At 72.6% G+C, this 19,830-nt stretch carries 17 protein-coding genes; 11 read left to right on the top strand and 6 right to left on the bottom strand.

Annotated elements, in window-relative coordinates; translation table 11 throughout:
• The first annotated feature begins 67 nt into the window (after positions 1 to 67).
• From ACIQU3_RS32575 to ACIQU3_RS32565, 3 genes are read left to right on the top strand one after another with little or no spacing between them, the layout of a single operon-like run.
• Positions 68 to 1,189, top strand: coding sequence for an acyltransferase family protein (locus ACIQU3_RS32575; RefSeq protein ID WP_403929173.1), 1,122 nt, complete (start codon positions 68 to 70; stop codon positions 1,187 to 1,189).
• Between the two features lie 55 nt (positions 1,190 to 1,244).
• Positions 1,245 to 1,475, top strand: a complete 231-nt coding sequence (locus ACIQU3_RS32570; protein WP_403741510.1) for a DUF2945 domain-containing protein — start codon at positions 1,245 to 1,247, stop codon at positions 1,473 to 1,475.
• A 5-nt stretch (positions 1,476 to 1,480) separates the two neighbouring features.
• Positions 1,481 to 1,816, top strand: a complete 336-nt coding sequence (locus ACIQU3_RS32565) for a DUF3140 domain-containing protein (RefSeq protein ID WP_403741602.1) — start codon at positions 1,481 to 1,483, stop codon at positions 1,814 to 1,816.
• A 55-nt stretch (positions 1,817 to 1,871) separates the two neighbouring features.
• Here ACIQU3_RS32565 and ACIQU3_RS32560 read toward each other — a convergent pair whose 3' ends face one another.
• The 5 genes from ACIQU3_RS32560 to ACIQU3_RS32540 form a co-directional block, all read right to left on the bottom strand.
• A complete protein-coding gene (locus ACIQU3_RS32560; RefSeq protein ID WP_403741507.1) occupies positions 1,872 to 2,042 on the bottom strand; it encodes a hypothetical protein in 171 nt (56 codons plus the stop codon).
• 220 nt (positions 2,043 to 2,262) lie between these two features.
• The gene (locus ACIQU3_RS32555; RefSeq protein ID WP_403741504.1) at positions 2,263 to 2,493 is read right to left on the bottom strand and encodes a hypothetical protein; all 231 of its coding nucleotides are present in this window, start codon (positions 2,491 to 2,493) and stop codon (positions 2,263 to 2,265) included.
• A gap of 522 nt (positions 2,494 to 3,015) precedes the next feature.
• Positions 3,016 to 4,041: a hemolysin family protein gene (locus tag ACIQU3_RS32550; protein ID WP_403741501.1), complete on the bottom strand. Its 1,026-nt coding sequence runs from the start codon at positions 4,039 to 4,041 to the stop codon at positions 3,016 to 3,018.
• A complete protein-coding gene (locus ACIQU3_RS32545; RefSeq protein ID WP_403741498.1) occupies positions 4,038 to 5,381 on the bottom strand; it encodes a hemolysin family protein in 1,344 nt (447 codons plus the stop codon). Before ACIQU3_RS32545 ends, ACIQU3_RS32550 begins: the two co-directional genes overlap by 4 nt.
• Positions 5,382 to 5,593: 212 nt before the next feature.
• Complete coding sequence (locus tag ACIQU3_RS32540) at positions 5,594 to 6,097, bottom strand: MarR family winged helix-turn-helix transcriptional regulator (RefSeq protein ID WP_403929170.1); 504 nt, start codon at positions 6,095 to 6,097, stop codon at positions 5,594 to 5,596.
• 117 nt (positions 6,098 to 6,214) lie between these two features.
• On the opposite strand from ACIQU3_RS32540, the gene ACIQU3_RS32535 reads away from it, so the two are divergent.
• Positions 6,215 to 6,730, top strand: coding sequence for a YceI family protein (locus ACIQU3_RS32535; protein WP_403929166.1), 516 nt, complete (start codon positions 6,215 to 6,217; stop codon positions 6,728 to 6,730).
• Positions 6,731 to 6,764: 34 nt separating this feature from the next.
• Here the strand turns inward: ACIQU3_RS32535 and ACIQU3_RS32530 are convergent, their stop codons facing one another.
• Positions 6,765 to 10,805, bottom strand: coding sequence for a molybdopterin-dependent oxidoreductase (locus ACIQU3_RS32530; RefSeq protein ID WP_403929163.1), 4,041 nt, complete (start codon positions 10,803 to 10,805; stop codon positions 6,765 to 6,767).
• A 193-nt stretch (positions 10,806 to 10,998) separates the two neighbouring features.
• On the opposite strand from ACIQU3_RS32530, the gene ACIQU3_RS32525 reads away from it, so the two are divergent.
• The 7 genes from ACIQU3_RS32525 to ACIQU3_RS32495 all read left to right on the top strand — a co-directional run bounded on the left by ACIQU3_RS32525 (position 10,999) and on the right by ACIQU3_RS32495 (position 19,682).
• Positions 10,999 to 11,394 carry a cell division protein SepF gene (locus tag ACIQU3_RS32525; protein ID WP_031134653.1) on the top strand — a complete coding sequence of 132 codons (396 nt, stop codon included), beginning with the start codon at positions 10,999 to 11,001 and terminating at the stop codon, positions 11,392 to 11,394.
• A gap of 72 nt (positions 11,395 to 11,466) precedes the next feature.
• On the top strand, positions 11,467 to 12,636 hold the full coding sequence (locus ACIQU3_RS32520) for an ATP-binding protein (RefSeq protein ID WP_403929160.1): 1,170 nt from the start codon (positions 11,467 to 11,469) through the stop codon (positions 12,634 to 12,636).
• Entirely contained in the window at positions 12,629 to 12,988 is a 360-nt protein-coding gene (locus tag ACIQU3_RS32515) for a nucleotide pyrophosphohydrolase (protein WP_403929157.1), read from the top strand. Before ACIQU3_RS32520 ends, ACIQU3_RS32515 begins: the two co-directional genes overlap by 8 nt.
• A gap of 704 nt (positions 12,989 to 13,692) precedes the next feature.
• Positions 13,693 to 14,163: a DUF6099 family protein gene (locus tag ACIQU3_RS32510; RefSeq protein WP_366714504.1), complete on the top strand. Its 471-nt coding sequence runs from the start codon at positions 13,693 to 13,695 to the stop codon at positions 14,161 to 14,163.
• A gap of 401 nt (positions 14,164 to 14,564) precedes the next feature.
• The gene (locus ACIQU3_RS32505; RefSeq protein ID WP_403929155.1) at positions 14,565 to 15,488 is read left to right on the top strand and encodes an LLM class F420-dependent oxidoreductase; all 924 of its coding nucleotides are present in this window, start codon (positions 14,565 to 14,567) and stop codon (positions 15,486 to 15,488) included.
• Between the two features lie 157 nt (positions 15,489 to 15,645).
• Positions 15,646 to 17,109, top strand: a complete 1,464-nt coding sequence (locus ACIQU3_RS32500; RefSeq protein WP_403929153.1) for a 3' terminal RNA ribose 2'-O-methyltransferase Hen1 — start codon at positions 15,646 to 15,648, stop codon at positions 17,107 to 17,109.
• Positions 17,106 to 19,682, top strand: coding sequence for a polynucleotide kinase-phosphatase (locus ACIQU3_RS32495; protein WP_403929151.1), 2,577 nt, complete (start codon positions 17,106 to 17,108; stop codon positions 19,680 to 19,682). Before ACIQU3_RS32500 ends, ACIQU3_RS32495 begins: the two co-directional genes overlap by 4 nt.
• Positions 19,683 to 19,830 lie beyond the last annotated feature (148 nt).

Genomic DNA, 19,830 nt, shown 5'->3' with positions numbered 1-19,830 from the left:
GCCCCCCTCACTTCCTTACTCCCTGCCGGTAGAGGCGTCCCCGCCTCGCGTCGCCGCGGGAGGGCCCGTGAGTGACACGGTGACCGCGGTCCGGCCGGGCGCGGAGGCGCCCCCGGTGACGCGGACGAAGGAGCAGGACACCGCGCCCCGCCCGGCCCCCCGGCGGGACGCGTTCTTCGACAACGCCAAATACCTCGCGATCGTGCTCGTGGCCGTGGGGCACGCCTGGGAGCCACTGCGCCAGGGCAGCAGGACCGTCACCGCCCTCTACACGCTCGTCTACGCCTTCCACATGCCGGCGTTCATCATCGTCTCCGGCTACTTCTCGCGCTCCTTCGACGGCAGCCCCGCCCGCCTCAAGCGCCTGATCACCGGGGTCGCCGTCCCCTATGTGGTGTTCGAGACGGCGTACACCCTGTTCACCCGCTGGTCCAGCCAGGACCCCGACCGCCCGGTCAGCCTGCTGGACCCCCTGTACCTCACGTGGTTCCTCGCGGCGCTGTTCGCCTGGCGGCTGACCACGCCCCTGTGGCGGCACGTCCGGTGGCCGCTCCCGCTGGCCCTGGTCATCGCGATGGCCGCGACGGCCGCGCCGTCCGTCGGACCCGACCTCGATCTGCAGCGCACCCTCCAGTTCCTGCCGTACTTCGTCGTCGGTCTGCTGCTGCGGCCAAAGCACTTCCGGCTGGTGCGCCGGCGCGAGGTGCGGATCCTCGCCGTGCCGGTGACCGCCGGCGCCCTGGGCCTCGCGTACTGGGCCGTGCCGCGGATGGACTACGCCTGGTTCTTCCATGCGGACAGCGCCCGGGGACTGGGCGTCCCCCTCTGGTACGGGCCGCTGATGACGGCCGCTCTCTTCGGCTGCTCCCTCGTCCTGGTCGGCTGCTTCCTCGCCTGGGTGCCCGGGCGCCGGACCTGGTTCACGGCGCTGGGGGCCGGCACCCTGTCCGGCTATCTGCTGCACGGTTTCGTCGCGCAGGCCGCGAAGCACTGGGGCTGGTACGAGCCGGTCTGGGTCCGCGGGCCCGCCGGCGTGTCCGCAGCCGCACTGGTCGCCGCGGCGGTCGTCACCGCGCTGTGTACGCCGCCCGTACGACGCGCCGTCCGCTGCGTGACGGAGCCCCGGATGGCGTGGGCCTTCGGCGACGGCGCCGGCACCCGGGCCGGTGCCCGCCGAGCTGCGCCCTGACCACCCGGGCGGCACGCTGGAGGGACATCACACGTCTCGGCGAGGGAGCACCGGCATGGCGAAGCGCCGCAGCGAGGGCGGGAAGCCGAAGAAGGGCGACAAGGTCACCTGGAGCAGTCACGGCAGCCGCACCGAGGGAGAGGTGGAGCGGAAGATCACCGAACGCACCGAGGCGTCCGGCCGTACGGTCGACGCCTCGCCGGACGCCCCGCAGTACGAGGTGCGCAGCGACAAGTCCGGCAGGACCGCGGTGCACAAGCCGTCCGCGCTCAAGAAGAAGAAGTGAGCGGCGTGGACGACGGGGAGCGCGAGGAGACCTGGAAAGACTTCCGTGAGCTGGTGAACATGACACCGGCCGAGCTGGAGAAGTGGCTGGAGTCCGACGACTCGCAGAACGCCGGGCAGCACCAGGACGGGGGCGAGTCCACCGGACACGCCTCCGGCCGTCGGATCGTGGCGATCCTGCGGGCCGGCAAGAGCGACCTCTCCGACGACGACTACCGGCACATGCGCAAGGTCGTCGGCTACGTCCGCCGCCACCTGGCCCAGCGGCCCTCCGGGGACGTACGGGACTCCCGGTGGCGGTACTCCCTGATGAACTGGGGCCACGACCCGCTCGGCGGGTGACGGCCCGGCGGGGCGGCGCCCGCGACGATCCCGGGGCGGCTCGACGCCCCCGGGATCACTGTCCGGCGGTCTCCTGCGGGGCGGCGGCGACACCGTTCAGCGCCTGGGTCATCTGGTGCTGGGTCTCCTCGGCCACCGCACGGGCCTCCTCCACGACGTCACCGCGTTCGCGTATGAGGCTCTCGTAGATCGGCAGCTCTCCGGTAGAGATCGAGTCGGTCTTCACAGTGTGTTCCTATCGCTTTGCAGGCGGGATCTGAGGGGTCCGAGTAAGTCTGCGTCACGCCCTTCCACCGCGTTACCCACCCCCAGGGTGTCCAGATTTCCGTCACGTGTTTTGCAAATTCCTCACGTTGCCGTGCGGCGGTCCGTGCGGGGGTCCGCCGCACGGCGGCATGCGAAAGGGCCCCGGGAATCACTTCCCGGGGCCCTTTGCGCGCAGTGCGTCAGAGCGACGTCGTGTGCAGGCCCGCGTGCCCGCCCGCGGCCGCGCCCTCCGGGGAGACGGCCGCCTGCACGGCGGCGCAGGCCTCGCCGGCCAGGGGGCCGACCAGGCCGGCGGAGAGGCCGCCCACGAGGCCCGCGGAGACATCGACGCCGCCCGCGTTGCCGCCGGCGACGGCGTCCAGGTCGGCGTCGGTGAGCTCGGCGGTGTCGACCCGAGGAGTGAGGTTCATGGGGTGTTTCCCTTCGCGTGAATGTCTCGCAGTGGCGGTGAGCAGGGGTGATCGCAGGAATCCGGGACCGGGATCCCTCCCCGGCCGCTCCCGCCGTGCGCAGGATCAAAGCACCCCGCGAAGGAGAGATCCAACCGCCGGCCGGGCCTGCGCGCCTCCTCGTGACCGCCGCCTTCATCGCTGTGATCGCGGGGTCACGCGATGCGCCCACTTCTTCACACAGCCCGTCGCCCGTCCGGGTCCGGGAGTATTGCGCTCCGGTTCCCGAAGCGGGCACTTCATCGCCAAGTTCCCAGGTCGCCACCGGGGCTCATCGGCGGCCCGGCGGCCGCGCCGCCTCCCGGCACGCGGTGTGCAGATGTGCGGGATGTTCGGTCCCCGGCCGGTACCGGGCCATGGGGCCCGGCCCTGCCCGACCTGAAGGCAGCCGACCGGCCCCGCCAGCCGGTCGCCTTCAGGGCACGGCCCCGTGCCCGTCGGGCGACCGAATCTCGTCCCGCCCCCTGGCCGTGCCCCCGCCACTCAGCCGACGGTGGTCGGCTGAAGCAGCCGGGCCAGCAGATCGTCCAGGGTGACCAGGCCGGACAGGCGGCCGGAGCCGTCGCGGACCACGGCCAGGGACGACCGGCGGCGGCGCAGCACCTCGATCGCCTCGGCGACCGTGGTGGTCTCCGTCAGCTCGGGCACCGGCCGGGCGAGATCCCGCGCGGCCCGGGCCCGGCCGCCGCGGGCCCGGGCCACCAGAGCGTCCCGGGCGTGCACCGAGCCGAGGACGGTGCCGTTCTCCCGGACCAGCAGCCGGGTGCGGTCGTGCTCGGCGGCGAAACGCAGCAGCGCGTCCAGGTCCGCCGCGCCGTCGATCCAGCTGATCTCGGCGGCCGGGATGCGCAACGTCACGACGGGCGTCTCCGGCTCGGTCAGTGAACGGGTCAGCAGCTCCGAGTCGGTGGCGCTGATCAGGCCCAGCCGCTCCGACTCCTCCACCAGGTGGGTGAGCTGCTCCCGGTTGTGCACCGAGGCCAGCTCGTCGCGCGGGGCCACCCGGCACAGCCGTACCAGGGCGTTGCTCACCCGGTTGAGCAGCCGGATCAGCGGACGCACGGCCCGCACCACCGCCCGGAAGGGCGGCGACAGCAGCATCGCCGACCGCTCGGGGTGGGCGATCGCCCACGACTTGGGCGCCATCTCGCCGACCACCATGTGCAGGAACACCACCACGACCATCGCCACGGCGAACGCCACGCCGTAGCTCACGGCGCCGGGCAGTCCCAGGGCGTGCAGCAGCGGGTCGAGTTCGTGCGAGATCGCCGGCTTGGACACCGAGCCCAGACCCAGCGTGCACACGGTGATGCCCAGCTGGGCGCCGGCCAGCATCAGCGACAGCTCACGCATGCCGGCCAGGGCCGCCCCGGCACCCCGCCTGCCCTCGGCCGCCGCCTTCTCCATCCGGTGCCGTTTGGCGGCGACGAGGGCGAACTCGGCCGCGACGAAGAATCCGCTGCCGATCAGCAGCAGCACGGTCACGAAGACCGCCATCGGGAAACTCACGCCATCTCCTCGGCTTCCACGGCGTCCACCAGCGGGCTGATCCGGACGCGGTCGGCCACGTGCCGGTCCAGCGTGCGCACGTCGATCACGGCCCGCCCGCCCCCGGGCAGTTCGACCGTGACGCGGTCGCCGACCGTCGGGAAGCGGCCCAGCCGGTCCACGACCAGGCCGGCCACGGTGTCGTAGTCGTCGTCCTCCGGCAGCCGGACGCCGGTCGCTTCGGCCACCTCGTCCACCCGGCGGCCGGCGTCCACCAGCCAGCCGTCGCCGTCCGCGACGGCGAGCAGGGTGACCTCGTCGGACTCGTCGGCGATGTCACCCACGAGCTCCTCGGCGATGTCCTCGTACGTGACGACGCCCGCGACACCGCCGTGCTCGTCCAGGACGACCGCGAACTCGTCGTCGTGCTCCCGCATCCGCGCCACCGCGTCGGGCAGCGCGAGCGTGTCCGGCAGCAGCAGCGGCTTCCGGGCCACCTCACCGGCACGCGCCCCGGCCAGCCGGGCGGCGGGCAGCGCCATCAGCTCGCGCACACCCAGCACGCCCACGATGTCGTCCGGGTGGTCGCCGAGCACCGGGTAGTTGGAGTGGCCGTGCCGTGCGATCAGCCCGACCGCCTCCTCGGCGCCGGCGTCCTTGCGGACGAACACGGCGTCGGCGCGCGGCACCCTCACCTCGTGCAGGGTGCGCTCGGAGAACTCCAGCGCGTGGTCCAGCAGCGCGGCGGTGTCCCCGGGCAGCTCGCCCTGCTCGCGGGACTCGCCGATCAGATGGCCGAGCTCCTCCAGCGTGGCGCCGTGGTGCAGCTCCTCGACGGGCTCGATCCCGGCCCTGCGCAGCAGCCGGTCGGCCGCGCCGTCGAAGATCCGCACGACGGGGCCGACGACCTTCAGATACGCCAGGGTGGACGGAGCCAGCGCCTTCGCCAGCCGCTCGGGCACGGCGATCGCGAGGTTCTTCGGGGCGAGTTCGCCGAGGACCATCTGCACGACCGTGGCCAGCACGAAGGCGAGTACCACGGCGAACGTGCCGACGGCCGCGTCGGGCAGGCCGAGGCCGGACAGCGCGGGTCTGAGCAGCGCGGACACCGACGGCTCGGCGATGAAGCCGACCACCAGGCCGGTGACGGTGATGCCGAGCTGCGCGCCGGACAGCATGAACGACAACCGCTCCAGCACCGTGAGGGCACGGGCGGCCCTGCGGTCCCCGGCCTCGGCCTCACGCGCGAGGGTGAGCCGGTCGGCGGAGACGTAGGCGAACTCCTGGGCCACGAAGTAGCCGGTGCCGGCGGTCAGCACGAACACGGCTAGCAGGCCCGTCAGGGCTTCCGCGGCACTCATCCGACACCACCCCGCCGTGTGCCGCGATCACTGGTGCCGTGGCGGGATGGTCGGGGACTGTGCCCCGGAGGGTCCGTCGGTCTGGCGGACAAGAAGGTGCTCCTTGGACGGGTGGTGTGTCACCGGTACAACGCTCGCCGTCGCGCCGGTGTTCCCGGATTCTACGGCCGTGTAGATGAAGCCGCCCGGGTGCGCGGGGCCCCGGCGCCGGTTCACTCCTCGCCGGAGTCCCCCGCGAGATCCGGTACGAGTCCCCGCATCGCCGCACACTGCTCGGGCCCCATGAAGCGGGCCAGGGCCTCGGTGACCGTCTCGGCGAGCGGGCTGGAGGCCTCCTTCAGCAGGTGGCGGGCCTTGTCCATGAGGGCGACCTCGACGCCCCGCTTGTCGCCGCAGACCGATCCGCGGGTGACCAGGCCGGCGTGCTGGAGGCAGGCGATCTGGTAGGTGAGGCGGGTCTTCGGGCGGCCCAGGAGCTCCGCGATCCGGGTCATGCGCAGCCCGCCCTCGGGTTGCTCCGCGAGCAGGCACAGGATGAGGAACTCGTCGTGCGAGACATCCAGCCGGTCCTTCACGGCCGCGCGCAGCCGTTGCTCCACCGCCCCCGTCGCGGCCAGCAGCAGCATCCAGGCGCGCAGCTCCGCGGGCAGCAGTCCGCCATCGCCGAGGGACGGGCATTCGGGCTGGTCGGCGGGGTGCTCTGCGGGGTCGGACATGCCTTCGAGTCTACCTGTCGTCCAAATTTGAAGAAGAAGGGTTGTTCAATTTTGGATTAGCGACTAGCGTGGCTGCGCACTCATCCAAATTTGCACTACCTGGCAGGGAGAACGCTCATGACCGTCGCCGTGGAAACCGGACAGTGGCAGCTCGACGCGACCGCCTCGGCCGTCGGCATCCGGCACAGGACGATGTGGGGCCTGGTCACCGTGAAGGGCGCCTTCGGCGTGCTCGGCGGTCACGGCGAGGTCCGCGCCGACGGATCCGCCGTCGGCACCCTCACCCTCGACGTCGCCTCCCTCGACACCAAGAACGCCAAGCGCGACACCCACCTCCGGTCCGAACACTTCCTCGACGCCGGCCACCACCCCGAGATCACCTTCGAGGCCCGCAGCGCCGAACTCCGCGACGACGACCAGGTGCACGTCGTCGGCCGGCTCACCGTGCGCGGCGTCAGCAGGCCGCTGTCCCTGACCGCGCGCGTGACGGACCGGGACGCCGCGGGGCTCACCCTGGACACCGAGTTCGGCGTGGACCGCGAGCAGTTCGGCATGAGCTGGAACCAACTCGGCATGATCCGCGGCCTGACGACGGTCACCGCCACCCTCCGCTTCACCCGGGCCGCCGCGTGAACGGCGTCGCCGCGGACCCCGCCGGGCGCCGGGGTCAGTACACGTCCCGCACGTACCGCTTGTCCGCCGCCAGCTGCTTCACGTACGCGGCGGCCTCGTCCTCGCCCAGGCCCCCGTGCGCCACCGCGATGTCCCGCAGCGCCCGGTCCGCGTCCTTCGCCATCCGGGAGGCGTCACCGCAGACGTAGAAGCGGGCCCCGTCGCGCAGCCAGTGCCACAGCTCCGGGCCGTGCTCGCGCATCCGGTCCTGCACGTACACCTTGTTGCGCTGGTCCCGGGAGAAGGCGGTGTCCAGCCGTGTGAGCGTGCCCTCGCCCAGCAGCGCCGTCAGATCGTCCTCGTAGTAGAAGTCCGTCGCCCGGTGCTGCTCCCCGAAGAACAGCCAGTTGGGGCCCCGGTGACCGAGCGCCCGCCGCTCCTGGAGGAAACCGACGAAGGGCGCCACGCCGGTGCCCGGCCCGACCATGATCATCGGGGTCGAGGCGTCGGCGGGTGGCCGGAAGTGCGCAGAGCGCTGTACGAACACCGGGACCTCCGTGTCCGGTTCGGCGTCCGCGAGGTACGGCGAGCAGACCCCGCCGCGCGCCCGGCCGTGCAGGTTCTCGTACCGCACCACGGACACCGTCAGCGCCACCCGGCGGGGATCGACCAGCGGGCTCGAGGATATGGAGTACAGCCGCGGCTGGAGCCTGCGCAGCACCCCGGCCCACTCCTGCGCGCCCGCCCGCACCGCGTACTCGGCGAGCACGTCCACGGCCTGCCGCCCCCAACTCCACTGCGCCAGGCCGTCCTTGTTGTCCGGCCGCAGCAGCCGGCGCAACTCGTGCCTGTCCCGGGCGCGTTCGGCGACGAAGCGGAGCAGGTCGGAGCTGATCCGGGTGATGTCGAGATGCCGGTGCAGCGCCTCGCCGAACGGCACCTCGCCGACCCCGTCGACCGTCACGGCCGTCTCGGCGTCCACCCCCGTCACCGCGAGCCACTCCGCCACCAGCGAGGGCGCGTTGACCGGCCGCACCCCCAGCGCGTCCCCGGCCTCGTACGCCAGGTCCGTCCCGCTCGTGTCGAAGGTGAATCGCCGGACCTCCTTGCCCGCCCCGGCCCCGCTGAGCAGCCGGTTGCCGACGAGCCGGGCCGTGGTGACGGGTTTCGCCCTCGTCCGTGGCCCGGCGGCGGGGGCGGCAGCCGTGCCGCCCAGCGCCGACAGCACCTGGTCGAGCCACTGTCCGGCGGACGGCTCGAAGTCCGGCTCGCAGTCCGTGCGCGGGGCCAGCCGCACCCCGCCCAGCTCGTCGAGCCGTGCGTCCAGCCGCCGCCCGTGCCCGCAGAAGTCGTCGTACGAGGAGTCGCCGAGGGCCAGAACGGCATACCGCACCCCGTCCAGCCGCGGGGCCCGCTCCCCGCGGAGCGCGTCCCAGAAGCCGGAGCCGTTGTCGGGGGCGTCGCCGTCCCCGAACGTGCTGGTGATGAAGAGCAGATCGGCCGTGCGCGCGAGCGTCCCGACGTCGGCGTCGTCCATGCCGACCAGGGTCGTACGGTGCCCCGTGGAGGTCAGACGCTCGGCCGTGGCCGTGGCGAACTCCTCCGCGTTGCCGGTCTGCGAGGCCCACAGCACCACGACCTCACGCCCGGGCCGCTCCTGCGGCGCCGCCGTCCCGGACCGGGAGTGCATGCCGGCCAGGACGCCGTTCACCCACAGCGCGTGTTCGCGGGAGAAGGGCGCGTCCGGCGGCAGCACCGGCACACCGGGGGCGCCCGAGCCGAGCCCGGCGAGGAAGCCGGTGAGGTACCGGCGCTCCTGAGCGGAGAGCACCGGGGGAGGGGAGGGTTCGAGACCGAAGGGGTTCGCGGCGCCCGGTGCCACCGTCGTGGGAATCAGGACCGGTGCCTCCGGCGCGGGCCCCGCTGCCACAGGTGCCGGGGCCGCCACCTTCGCCAGCGACACCGCACACGCCTTGAACTCCGGCTGGAACGACAGCGGATCGACCGCGTCGCTCGTCACCGCGTTGATGCTCAGGTACTCCCCGAACAGGTCGTTCCAGTGGAACGGCGCGAAGCAGCAGCCCTGCCGCACCCGGTCGGTCACCACGGCGGGCAGCACGGCACGCCCGCGCCGCGACGCCACCTCGACGAGGTCGCCCTCCTCCGCCCCGAGCGCCGCGGCGTCCCCGGGATGCAGCTCCACGAACGGGCCGGGGTTCAGCTTGTTGAGCTTGGCGACCTTCCCGGTCTTGGTGAGCGTGTGCCACTGGTGCTGCACCCGCCCGGTGTTGAGCACGAACGGATAGTCGTCGTCCGGCAGTTCGGCGGCGGGCAGGTGCGGCCGCGCGAAGAACACGGCCCGCCCGGAAGCCGTGGGAAAACGCAGCCCCTCCTCACCCACGTACCGGACCGGATTGCGCTCCGGCCCGTCCTCCCGCGCGGCCGGCCACTGCACGGGCGTCTCCCGCAGCCGCTCGTAGGTGACCCCGCGCAGGTCCCAGCCGGTCTTCGGGTTCCAGAACCGCCTGATCTCCTCGAAGACCTGCTCGGCGCCGTCGTACGAGAAGCCCTTCTCGTACCCCATCGCGCACGCCACCTCGGCGATGATCCGCCAGTCGGCCATCGCCTCCCCCGGCGGGTCCGCCGCCTGCCGGGTCAGCGTGAGGTTGCGCTCGCTGTTGACGAACACCCCCTCGGCCTCCGTCCACATCGCGCCGGGCAGGACGACGTCGGCGTACGCGTTCGTCTCGGTGTCCGTGAACACGTCCTGCGTGACGACGAACTCGGCGGCCTCCAGGCCCTCGATGACCGTACGGCGGTTGGCGACCGAGGCGACCGGGTTGGTGCAGATGATCCAGCAGGCCTTGATCTCCCCGTCCGCCATCCGCCGGAACAGGTCGACGGTGCCCTGCCCGGCCCCGTCGGCCCGCAGCGTCCCCGGCGGCAGCTCCCACACCTCCTCGGTGAACGCCCGCTCCTCCTCGACGAGCACCGACCGCTGACCGGGAAGCCCCGGCCCCATGTAGCCCATCTCGCGCCCGCCCATCGCGTTGGGCTGCCCGGTCAGGGAGAACGGCCCGGCGCCCGGACGGCAGATCGCGCCCGTCGCCAGATGCAGATTGACCAGGGCGTTGGTGTTCCAGGTGCCGTGGGTGGACTGGTTGAGCCCCATGGTCCAGCAGCTCATCCACCGCCGGCCCGCCGCGCCGATGATCCGGGCCGCCGCGCGCAGGTCGTCCTCGGCCAGGCCGGTGATCCCCGCGACAGCGGCCGGGTGGTAGTCGGCGAGGAACCCGGGCAGGTCCTCCCAGCCCTCGGTGTGGGCCGCGACGAAATCCGGGTCGGTGTGCCCGTCCTGGTGCAGCAGGTGCAGCAGACCGTTCAGCAACGCGAGGTCCGTCCCCGGCCTGACCTGGAGGAACAGGTCGGCCTTGGCGGCGGTCGCGGTCCGCCGCGGGTCGACGACGATCAGCTTGGCGCCCGCCTTGACCCGTTCCATCATCCGCAGGAACAGGATCGGATGGCAGTCGGCCATGTTCGACCCGATGACGAGGAAGGCGTCCGCACGGTCGAAGTCCTCGTACGACCCGGGCGGCCCGTCCGCGCCCAGCGACAGCTTGTATCCGGTGCCCGCGCTCGCCATGCACAGCCGCGAGTTCGACTCGATCCGGTTCGTCCCCACGAACCCCTTGGCCAGCTTGTTCGCCAGATACTGCGCCTCCAGGCTCATCTGCCCGGACACGTAGAAGGCGACCGCGTCGGGCCCGTGCTCGTCGACGATCGCCCGCAGCCGCGCCGCCGTTTCGGCGATCGCGTCGGCCACGGGTACCGGCACCCCCTCCTCGCCCCGGCCGTCCCGCACCAGGGCGCCGGTGAGCCGCCCGGGCGCGGCGAGCAGGTCGGCCGTGGTCGCGCCCTTGGTGCACAGCCGCCCCGCGTTGGCCGGGTGCGCCTTGTCACCGGACGCCTTCAGTACCGTGCGCCGCCCGTCCGGGCCCGTCCCCACGTCGAGCACGAGCCCGCAGCCGACACCGCAGTACGAGCAGACGGTGCGCACCTGCCGCGGGTCCGGCCGGTCTCCAGGGATCGTGGTCATGCCCTCGACGGTACGAATCGCCCGTTACGCCTCTGTCACACGGCTTGATCGTCGAGGGTTACGCCCGTCACACAGCCGCCTTCCGGCCGTTGTGAGGTGCATTGAGGTCGCGGAGCGTGTCGCATTGGGCCGAACGGGTGACTCTGCGCAAGAATTGCCCGATGCAGACAGTGAGCGCGAGCCAGGACGGAGCATGCCGGTGAACAGCCACGATGTCACCGACGAACAGTGGGAGGGGCTCGCCCAGGTCGTGCCGCTGCGGGGCCGGGACGCCTGGCCGTCCTCGGTCGGCCACCGGTCCATACCCGAGGCCGAGACGGAGACCCGCCGCCGCTTCGTCGTCCTGCGTGTGAACGTCTTCGCCGACGCCCGGGACGTCGCCGAGCGGCTGATGGCGGGCGTCCCCGTCCTCCTCGACCTCACCGGCGCGGAGACGGAGGTCGCCAAGCGGGTCCTCGACTTCAGCACGGGCGTGGTCTTCGGCCTGGCCAGCGGGATGCACCGGGTGGACCGCAACGTGTTCCTGCTGACGCCGGCGGGGACCGAGGTGACGGGGTTGATGGAGGGGGCCGGGCTTCCGGGGGTATAGGCGGTAACCCGATCTGGGGAACCCTCGAAGACGGAACGGTTCGTCCCGTGCGCGGAACCCTACGGTCCGCACATGACCCAGCCCGCTCTCCCCACCCCGCCCGTACCCCCCGACCGCCCCGACCGCCCCGACCGCCCCTGCGTCACCGAACTGCGGCTGGCCGCCTTCACCACCCACCGCCGCGCCACGTTGCCGCTCGGGCCCCTCACCCTCCTCACCGGTCGGAGCGGCTGCGGCAAGACCAGCGCGCTGCGGGCGTACGAGGCCCTCACCCGGCTCGGGGGCGGCGCCGAACTCGAGGCGGTGTTCCCCGACCCCGTCGCCTGCGTACCGGAACGGGCCCGGCCCGACGCGCAGGGCCGGCGCGGCTTCCGCATCGGCTGCACGGCCGACGGCCCCGCCGGCCCGGTCCGCCTCGACGTGGCCGTACAAGCCGAACCCGAACTGCGTGTCGTGGGTGAGCGGTTGACAGCCGACGGCCTGGTCCTCCTGGAGACCGCCCTGCGCGACCCGGGCAAGCGCGCCGTGCAGGCCGCCTGGCACACGGCGGGGCCGACGCCCGTGACCCGCGGCCCGCTCCCGGACGACCGGCTCGGCACCGCCCTGCTGCCCCTGCGCGTCGCCGGCACGACACCCGGGCAGCGCAGGGTGCTGGCCGCTGCCGAGCAGATGGTCGTGGCTCTGCGCTCCGCCTTCGCCTGCGACCCCCGGCCCGCCCTCATGCGCGGCGCCGTGCAGGCCGGGTCCGGTCGCCTCCTGGGCGGCTGCGGCAACCTCGCGGACGTGCTGTGGCGCACCCGCGCCGAGTGCGGGCGGCGGCACGCGCAGTTCGTGGCGGCGGCCCGGGCCGGCTGCACCGGGCCGGTGTCGGATGTGCTCGCCCGGCTGAACGGTGACGGAACGGTCGCCGCCGCGGTCGACCGGGGCCACGGCCTCCACACGGACCTGGGCCGGCTCGGACACGGCGAACTCCGTTATCTCGCCCTCGCGTTGGTCCTCCTCACCGGACCCGGTGTGCTGGAGGTCGATCCGGCAGGAGAGGTGCCCGCCGCGCTCCAGACGCTCACGATCCTCGCCGACGGCTTCGACCGGGGCCTGGACCCACGGCAGCAAAGGCAGTTGCTGGGACTCGCGGCCCGGATGTGCGAGCGGGGGCACATTCGGCTCGTGGGGGCGGTCAGCGACGGCTCGTGCGCCGTGGGGACGGAAGGGGCGACGGTGGTACACCTGGACCGTGACTGATCCACTGGACGCATCGCAGCCCGGCCCCAGCGGCGAACCCCTGGACGTGGCGACCCTTCAGCGACGGCTGGCCGATTTCGCCGCCGCCCGGAACTGGCAGCCGTACCACACGCCCAAGAACCTGGCCTCGGCCCTCAGCGTCGAGGCGTCCGAACTGGTCGAGATCTTCCAGTGGTTGACGCCCGAGGAGTCGGCGCGGGTGATGGCCGACCCGGACACCGCACACCGCGTCACGGACGAGGTCGCCGACGTGCTCGCGTATCTGCTCCAGCTGTGCGAGGTACTCGGCATCGACCCGCTGGCGGCCCTGAACGCAAAGATCGCCCGGAACGAACGGAGGTTCCCGATCTAATGCTGTGACCGGGAAGGCTCGCCGGGCCGGGGTCTTCCGTCGGCGCGGCAGACTGACGATGGGCTTCTGGTTCACGGCGGCGGCCTGGAGGTGGAGGTCTGGTTCCTGGACGGGCACGAGCCCGTGGTGACGACGCTGGTCACCCCGTTCACCTCGGACGGCGTGAGGGCGAGGGGAGCATGGCTGGACGAGCTGTACGTCGTGAGCGGCTGTGGCCCCGCCCAAGACGTTCCCGGCTCCGCCCCGACCCGCAGAGCCATGCTCAAACGGGTCCATCAGCATGCCGCTGCGCTGCATCGACTCATGCCGCAGTTGCTCACCGCCGAGGGTTGCTGCCGGCTCATCGCCCGCTGTCACCAGGGCTGAGCCGTGGCGGGCGTCGGCGCAGCGTCGGAGCAGTTGGGCGCGCCGAAGCCTTTTCCGTACCTCCGGCAGTCGATCGGGCGTCGCCTCAGATCCAACCGTCAGGCCCGTCAACCCGGGGCACCTATGCGGTCGCAACGCTGGCGGGCGTATCCCGTTGTCTGGAGTTGGACAGTCCGTTTGTACTCTCCGTAGTCGAATCGTGGTCCGAATCCGAATTGTTGTCCGCAGATTTCCGCCTTCCTCTGGCTTTTCGTCTCACATCCCCTCACGCTGGGTAGTGAACAAGGGAGTGCGGGCAGACGGACGCGCGCAGCGCGTCGGACAGACGGGGGCAGCGCATGGACGCGGTGCGGCTCATCGTGACGAGCAGGCGGTCCCTGGCGGCGGGCGGCGACGCGCGGGAGACCCTGGCCGAGGTGTGGCAGGCGCAGGCCCTCGCGCAGGCGATAGGCAGCCGCCTGGCGGTCGCCGGACCTCCCGAACTACGCGGTGAGGCGCTGGGGTTGACGGAGCTGGCGGGCCGGGGGTGCGGTGTCCTCGACCCGCCGGAACTCGCCCCCGGCGAGCTGCGGGCGGGTCAGCTCACCGAGTTGGGCGACGCCCGCCACACCCTGATGTACCTCGGCGGCCTCCTCGGCGAGGTCGGCATCGCCCTCGTCGCCCTGGCCAGCGCCGCCGACGACGAGGGCACGTACTGGCAGTGCATGGAGGCCATCGACGCGGCGGACGAGTCCCGGGACCGCGTCCTGGAAATGCTCCGCAGACTCGCCGACCGGGAACAGACCCTGCCGGAGAGGGAGGCGGGGTAGGGCGGCGGGGCGCGGGGCGGAGGCGTGGTGCAGAGGCGTGGTGCGGAGGCGTGGTGCAGAGGCGTGGTGCGGAGGCTCGTTGCTCAGGTGGTGGTGCCCAGCCCGCGCGTCCCCTCGGCGGCCGAGCGTCCGGCGTTCCCCACCGCCCGGAGGCTCACGGCCCCGCCGTCCGAAAGTCAGCGTCCCCCGCCGCCCGAAGGCCCGCGTCCCACGCCGACAAGTCCGCGTCCCCCGCCGACAGGTTCGCGTCAATGCCCGCCCGAGCCGACGATCATCGTCGGAGCCGTCACCGGCCCGGGCGCCCGGGCGCCGCGGTGTTGACGTGATTTCACCCGGCCGGGCACGGGCCGGTGCGGGGGACCGACCTGCTGGTCGCGCACCCCGGCGTGCAGGATGGAAGCATGGATCTTCGCATCTTCACCGAGCCCCAGCAGGGGGCCACCTACGACACTCTGCTCACTGTCGCCAAGGCCACCGAGGACCTCGGTTTCGACGCCTTCTTCCGTTCCGACCACTACCTGCGCATGGGCAACGTGGACGGCCTGCCCGGCCCCACCGACGCCTGGATCACCCTGGCCGGACTCGCCCGCGAGACCAAGCGCATCCGGCTCGGCACCCTGATGACCGCCGGCACCTTCCGGCTGCCCGGCGTGCTCGCCATCCAGGTCGCCCAGGTCGACCAGATGTCCGGCGGCCGCGTCGAACTCGGGCTCGGCGCCGGCTGGTTCGAAGAGGAGCACAAGGCCTACGGCATCCCCTTCCCCAAGGAGAAGTTCGCCCGCCTCGAGGAGCAGCTGGAGATCGTCACCGGCCTGTGGGCGACGGAGGCCGGCAAGACCTTCGACTTCCACGGCTCCCACTACGACCTCACGGACTCTCCCGCCCTGCCCAAGCCGGCCCAGCAGAAGATCCCCGTGCTCGTCGGCGGCCACGGCCCGGCCCGCACCCCGCGGCTGGCCGCGAAGTACGCCGACGAGTTCAACATGCCGTTCGCCTCCGTCGAGGACAGCGAGCGCCAGTTCGGACGGGTCCGTGCCGCCGCCGAGGAAGCGGGCCGCGGCGGCGACGAACTGACCTACTCCAACGCCCTCGTCGTCTGCGTCGGCCGGGACGAGGCGGAAGTCGCCCGCCGGGCCGCCGCGATCGGCCGCGAGGCCGACGAGCTGAAGCGCAACGGCCTGGCCGGCTCCCCGGCCGAGGTCGTCGACAAGATCGGCCGCTACGCCGAGATCGGCTCGACCCGCATCTACCTCCAGGTCCTCGACCTGGACGACCTCGACCACCTGGAACTGATCTCCGCGCAGGTGCAGTCGCAGCTGTCGTAGCCGGGCCCTCCCGGCGCCCTCGATAACCGAAGGCGCTGGTGGGCACAGGTGTGCGAAGCTGTGGACGTCGTCCTGCCGAGCCCCCAGGATCACCCTTCCTGGGGGCTCTCGCGCGTACGGCACCGAAGACGTCCACCCAGCCGGAGAGGCCCTCCGCATGTTCCTGACGATCACGACCACCGGCACGCCGGAACGCCCCGCCACCGACCTCGGCTACTTGCTGCACAAGCATCCCGACAAGGCGCAGGCGTTCTCCACCTCCTACGGCACGGCTCACGTCCTCTACCCCGAGGCGGACGCCGAACGCTGCACGGCGGCGCTGCTGCTGGAGGTGGACGCGGTGGCACTGGTCAGGCGCGGCAAGGGCAAGGGCCGCGGCGGCGCTCCGGACGCGGTCCTGGCGCAGTACGTCAACGACCGCCCCTACGCGGCCTCCTCCCTGCTCGCCGTGGCGCTGAGCAACGTCTTCTCCAGCGCGATGAAGGGCGTCTGCAACGCCCGGCCGGAGCTGCCCGGCCAGGCCAGGCCGCTGCGCGTCGAGGTGCCCGCCCTGCCCGCCCGCGGCGGCCCCGACCTCGTACGCAAGCTCTTCGAGCCGCTCGGCTGGGCCGTCACCGCCGAGCCGGTGGCACTGGACACCGCGTTCCCCGAGTGGGGTGACTCGCGGTACGTGAGCCTCGTCCTGGAATCGGACACGCTCACCCTCGCCGAGGCCCTGCGCCATCTCTACGTCCTGCTCCCGGTCCTCGACGACGCCAAGCACTACTGGGTCGCCCCCGACGAGGTCGACAAGCTGCTGCGCGTCGGCGAGGGCTGGCTGCCCGGCCACCCGGAGCAGCGGCTGATCACCAGCCGCTACCTCTCGCGCCGCTGGTCGCTGACCCGACAGGCCACCGAGCGCCTGGAGCTGGTGCGGCTCGCCGAGACCGACGACAGCGAGGTCGAGGAGATCGACAACGCCGTCGAGGCGGAGACCGAGGCCGAGGAGAAGCCGACCCCGCTGGCCGTGCAGCGCCGCGAGGCGATCGTCACGGCGCTGCGGCAGTCCGGAGCCGCCCGGGTGCTCGACCTCGGCTGCGGCCAGGGCCAGTTGGTGCAGACCCTGCTCAAGGACCCGGCGTTCACCGAGATCGTCGGTGTCGACGTGTCGATGCGTGCCCTCACCATCGCCTCCCGGCGGCTCAAGCTGGACCGCATGGGCGAGCGGCAGGCCTCCCGAGTCCGGCTCTTGCAGGGCTCGCTCGCGTACACCGACGCCCGGCTCAAGGGCTACGACGCCGCCGTGCTCAGCGAGGTCGTCGAGCACCTCGACCTGCCGCGGCTGCCCGCCCTGGAGTACGCGGTGTTCGGCTCCGCGCGTCCGAGGACGGTCCTCGTGACCACCCCGAACGTCGAGTACAACGTGCGCTGGGAGTCCCTCCCGGCCGGGCACGTCCGGCACGGCGACCACCGCTTCGAGTGGACCCGGGCGGAGTTCCGCGCCTGGGCCGAGGAGGTGGCCGAACGGCACGGCTACGGAGTCGTGTTCGAGCCCGTCGGCCCCGACGACCCGGAGGTGGGGCCGCCCACCCAGATGGCCGTGTTCACGATGACCACCCCGAAGGAGGCGAAGGCGGCATGACCGACGAGACGCAGGGGCGCGTGCTGCCCGTCACCGACCTGTCCCTGGTGGTGCTGATCGGGGCGTCCGGCTCCGGCAAGTCCACCTTCGCCCGCAGGCACTTCAAGCCCACCGAGGTCATCTCCTCCGACTTCTGCCGCGGTCTCGTCTCGGACGACGAGAACGACCAGGGCGCCACCAAGGACGCCTTCGACGTCCTGCACTACATCGCGGGCAAGCGCCTTGCCGCAGGCCGCCGCACGGTCGTGGACGCCACCAGCGTGCAGTCCGACTCCCGCCGTCAGCTGATCGACCTCGCCAGGCAGTACGACGTGCTGCCGATCGCGATCGTGCTCGACGTGCCCGAGGAGGTATGCGCCGAGCGCAACACGGCCCGCACCGACCGCGCCGACATGCCCCGCCGGGTCATCCACCGCCACACCCGCGAACTGCGCCGCTCCCTCAGGCACCTGGAGCGCGAGGGCTTCCGCAAGGTGCACGTCCTGCGCGGTGTGGAGGAGGTCGAGCACGCCACGGTCGTCACCGAGAGGCGCTTCAACGACCTGACCCACCTGACCGGCCCGTTCGACATCATCGGAGACATCCACGGCTGCGCCGCCGAACTGGAGGCCCTGCTCGGCAAGCTGGGCTACGTCGACGGTGTCCACCCGGAGGGCCGCACGGCCGTCTTCGTCGGCGACCTGGTCGACCGCGGCCCGGACAGCCCCGGCGTGCTGCGCCGCGTCATGGCGATGGTGAAGTCCGGCAACGCCCTGTGCGTGCCCGGCAACCACGAGAACAAGTACGGCCGGTACCTGCGCGGCCGCAAGGTCCAGCACACCCACGGCCTCGCCGAGACCATCGAGCAGATGACGGGCGAGAGCGAGGAGTTCGTCGCCGAGGTACGGGAGTTCCTCGACGGCCTCGTCAGCCACTACGTCCTCGACGGCGGCCGGCTGGTCGTCTGCCACGCCGGTCTGCCCGAGAAGTACCACGGGCGCACCTCCGGCCGGGTCCGCAGCCACGCCCTGTACGGCGACACCACCGGGGAGACCGACGAGTTCGGCCTGCCGGTGCGCTACCCGTGGGCGGAGGACTACCGGGGCCGGGCGGCGGTCGTCTACGGCCACACCCCGGTGCCGGAGGCGACCTGGCTGAACAACACCATCTGCCTGGACACGGGCGCGGTGTTCGGCGGCAAGCTCACCGCGCTGCGCTGGCCGGAGCGCGAGCTGGCCGACGTGCCCGCGGAGCGGGTCTGGTACGAGCCGACGAAGCCGCTGCGCACGGAGGCGCCCGGCGGACAGGACGGCCGTCCGCTGGACCTGGCGGACGTGCGGGGCCGCAGGGTCGTGGAGACACGGCACCAGGGCCGCGTCTCGATCCGCGAGGAGAACGCGGCGGCAGCTCTGGAGGTCATGAGCCGCTTCGCGGTGGACCCGCGCCTGCTGCCGTACCTCCCGCCGACCATGGCCCCGACGGCCACGAGTCACGTCGAGGGCTACCTGGAGCACCCCGAGGAGGCCTTCGCCCAGTACAAGGAAGACGGTGTCGCCCGGGTCGTGTGCGAGGAGAAGCACATGGGTTCGCGGGCGGTGGCCCTGGTGTGCCGCGACGCCGAGGCCGCCCGCAAGCGCTTCGGCGTCGGGGGCACCTCCCGGTCGAACGCAGCCGAGAGCGGGGGAGGGCCGACCGGATCCCTCTACACCCGGACCGGCCGCCCCTTCCTCGACGACGACGCCCTCACCGAGGAGATCCTCGACCGGCTGCGCACGGCGATCGGCGAGGCCGGCCTCTGGGACGAGCTGGAGACGGACTGGCTGCTGCTGGACGCCGAGTTGATGCCCTGGTCGCTGAAGGCGTCCGGTCTGCTGCGGTCGCAGTACGCGGCCGTGGGCGCCGCGTCCGGCGCGGTGCTCCCGCAGGCGCTGGGCGCGCTGCGGGGCGCGGCGGACCGGGGCGTGGACGTGGCGAGCCTGCTGACCCGCACCGGTGAACGCGCCGCCGACGCGGCCGCGTTCACCGAGGCGTACCGCCGCTACTGCTGGACCACGGACGGCCTGGAGGGCGTGCGCCTGGCACCGTTCCAGATCCTCGCGGTCCAGGGGCGCAGCCTCGCCGGCCTGCCGCACGACGAGCAGCTCGCCCTGCTCGACCGGCTCGTCGAGCACGACGGCAGCGGCCTGCTCCAGACCACCCGCCGGCTCTACGTCGACACCGCCGACCCGGAGTCGGTCCGGGCCGGCGTCGACTGGTGGCTGGAGATGACCGGCCGCGGCGGCGAGGGCATGGTCGTCAAGCCGGTCGGCGCGGTCGTCCGCGACGGCCGGGGCCGCTTGGTGCAGCCCGGCATCAAGTGCCGCGGCCGCGAGTACCTGAGGATCATCTACGGTCCGGAGTACACCCGCCCGGAGAACCTGGCCCGCCTGCGCTCGCGCTTCCTCAACCACAAGCGTTCCCTGGCGATCCGCGAGTACGCCCTGGGCCTGGAGGCCCTGGACCGGCTGGCCGAGGGCGAGCCGCTGTGGCGGGTGCACGAGGCGGTGTTCGGGGTGCTCGCACTGGAGTCGGAGCCGGTGGACCCGCGACTGTAGCGAGAGCCCGGCCGGTCGCCCGGGTACGGGTGCCCGGCCGGGCGTGGTGGGGGAGGCCGGGGCCGAGCGGGCGGCTGCCTCGTTCCCCGTACGCCGCCTGCGGAGCCGCTTCACGGCGACCCCGTTGTCGTCACCCGGACGCGAACAG

This window comes from Streptomyces sp. NPDC101110 (assembly GCF_044759525.1).
Taxonomy (GTDB): Bacteria; Actinomycetota; Actinomycetes; order Streptomycetales; family Streptomycetaceae; genus Streptomyces.
Note: the sequence above shows the minus strand (reverse complement) of the source record. Positions and strands in the feature narration are given on the sequence as shown.

What these genes read in the sequence shown, in the direction of transcription:
- ACIQU3_RS32570 (WP_403741510.1), top strand. Translation starts at nt 1,245, where the DNA reads ATGGCGAAGCGCCGCAGCGAGGGCGGGAAGCCGAAGAAGGGCGACAAG.
- ACIQU3_RS32555 (WP_403741504.1), bottom strand. Translation starts at nt 2,493, where the DNA reads ATGAACCTCACTCCTCGGGTCGACACCGCCGAGCTCACCGACGCCGAC.
- ACIQU3_RS32545 (WP_403741498.1), bottom strand. Translation starts at nt 5,381, where the DNA reads ATGAGTGCCGCGGAAGCCCTGACGGGCCTGCTAGCCGTGTTCGTGCTG.
- ACIQU3_RS32540 (WP_403929170.1), bottom strand. Translation starts at nt 6,097, where the DNA reads ATGTCCGACCCCGCAGAGCACCCCGCCGACCAGCCCGAATGCCCGTCC.
- ACIQU3_RS32535 (WP_403929166.1), top strand. Translation starts at nt 6,215, where the DNA reads ATGACCGTCGCCGTGGAAACCGGACAGTGGCAGCTCGACGCGACCGCC.
- ACIQU3_RS32530 (WP_403929163.1), bottom strand. Translation starts at nt 10,805, where the DNA reads ATGACCACGATCCCTGGAGACCGGCCGGACCCGCGGCAGGTGCGCACC.
- ACIQU3_RS32525 (WP_031134653.1), top strand. Translation starts at nt 10,999, where the DNA reads ATGCCGGTGAACAGCCACGATGTCACCGACGAACAGTGGGAGGGGCTC.
- ACIQU3_RS32520 (WP_403929160.1), top strand. Translation starts at nt 11,467, where the DNA reads ATGACCCAGCCCGCTCTCCCCACCCCGCCCGTACCCCCCGACCGCCCC.
- ACIQU3_RS32510 (WP_366714504.1), top strand. Translation starts at nt 13,693, where the DNA reads ATGGACGCGGTGCGGCTCATCGTGACGAGCAGGCGGTCCCTGGCGGCG.
- ACIQU3_RS32505 (WP_403929155.1), top strand. Translation starts at nt 14,565, where the DNA reads ATGGATCTTCGCATCTTCACCGAGCCCCAGCAGGGGGCCACCTACGAC.
- ACIQU3_RS32500 (WP_403929153.1), top strand. Translation starts at nt 15,646, where the DNA reads ATGTTCCTGACGATCACGACCACCGGCACGCCGGAACGCCCCGCCACC.
- ACIQU3_RS32495 (WP_403929151.1), top strand. Translation starts at nt 17,106, where the DNA reads ATGACCGACGAGACGCAGGGGCGCGTGCTGCCCGTCACCGACCTGTCC.